The sequence below is a fragment of the Devosia equisanguinis genome (assembly GCF_900631955.1).
In the GTDB taxonomy this organism is placed as follows: domain Bacteria; phylum Pseudomonadota; class Alphaproteobacteria; order Rhizobiales; family Devosiaceae; genus Devosia; species Devosia equisanguinis.
Genome location: NZ_UZWD01000067.1, coordinates 1 through 1,609, shown reverse-complemented (window position 1 = coordinate 1,609; position 1,609 = coordinate 1). Strand labels below are relative to the sequence as shown.

The following is a 1,609-nucleotide window of genomic DNA, read 5'->3' as shown; positions in this document are numbered from 1 at the left end:
CCGGGGTGGGGGGTGGTTCAGTGACACACCGATGGACCCCCACCCTCAATCCCTCCCCTCAAGGGGGAGGGGGCGAAAGAATATCTAGGCTGGCTATCGAACCGCCCAATGCAAGCGCTGCCCCGCCACAACGCGACGGGACAGAGCACATGTGCAAAGTCTTCCGCCAAGCCCTCCTCCTCCTCCCCCTTCTGCAGGGGGAGGCCGGGTGGGGGGTATCTTTCTTAGGTCGCTGCCCCCCAAAAAACACGCCCCACTCACTCTCAAATTGTAATGTTCTAACATATCGAAAGCGCTCTCCATGCCAAAACTTCTCGCCATTCTCCTCCTGTCCTCCGCCCTTATTTCCCCAGCTTTCGCCGAGGAAATCACCGCATGGAGGCTGTTCGTCGGCGATCACACCGACCCCAAGGTCACCGCGCTCGATCTCGAAACCGGCGACGCCCTGGGCAGCTTCCCGCTGGCCAGCCCTGCCGCGCTTTACACCACCCATTCGGGCGAGGCCGTCTTCGCCGTCCAGGGCGCTGGCAACCAGATTTCCGCCATCGGTACCGGCATCGCTATCGACGATCATGGCGACCACGGCGATATCAAGATTTCCGCTCCGGCTGCCATCGAAGCCGTGGTCTCCGGCGAGCGCCCGGTGCATTTCGTCGAGCACAATGGCAAGATCGCGTTGTTCTTCGACGGCACTGGCAAGACCAGCACTGTCGGCGAACATGCCTGGATCGACGCGGGTGACGTCTCCGCGGTCGAGTTCGACAGCGGTGCTCCCCATCATGGTGTCGCCGCCCCCTGGGGCGATTACACACTGATCTCCGTGCCCAATCCCGAAGACCCCACCAAGCTGCCCATCGGCATCAATGTCCTCGACAAGGCCGGCGCGGTGGTCGGCGACACCCATGGTTGCGCCGATCTGCATGGTGAAGCCTCTTCGGGTGATATTCTGGCCATTGCCTGCGCCGAAGGCCTGCTGCTGGTCACCGGCTCGGGCGAGCCGAAGATCGAAAAGATCGGTTATGAGGGTCTGCCGACCGGCAAGGCCACCACGCTGATCGGCGGTCAAGGCCTGCAGTACTTCCTGGGCAATTACGGGGCCGACAAGGTCGTCATCATCGAGCCGGGTGCCGATGCTGTTTATCGCCTGGTCGAGCTGCCGACCCGTCGCGTTCACTTCGTCACCGACCCGGTCCGTCCGCGCTTCGCCTATATCTTCACCGAAGATGGCCAGCTGCGTCAGCTGGACGTCGTCTCTGGCGAACTCACCAATGCGGTCAAGGTCACCGAGCCCTATTCCATGGACGGCGAATGGAGCCTGCCGCGTCCCCGCCTGGCCGTTGCCGGTGACGTCATCGCCGTGACCGACCCCAATGCCGGCACCGTCCACCTCGTCGACGCCGCCACCTTCAAGGTCACTCGCGATCTCCCGGTCGAAGGTCTGCCTTACACCGTGGTCGCCGTCGGCGGCTCCGGTTCGGTGCACTAGGCAAGGTAACACACGGCTCCATCGCCCCTCACCTCAAGTGGGGAGTGTTCACAATGGACGGATCCAGGTGCGCCGAGGCTTCGGCTCCGGCGCTCCCTCCCCCCTTGAGGGGGAGGGCCGGGG

The 1,609-nt window shown here is 63.6% G+C and carries 1 protein-coding gene; it reads left to right on the top strand.

Translation table 11 applies throughout. From position 1 onward, the window contains the following. Positions 1-301: 301 nt before the first annotated feature. Positions 302-1,486, top strand: a complete 1,185-nt coding sequence (gene aztD, locus DEVEQU_RS19225; RefSeq protein WP_126152227.1) for a zinc metallochaperone AztD — start codon at positions 302-304, stop codon at positions 1,484-1,486. Positions 1,487-1,609: the final 123 nt, after the last annotated feature.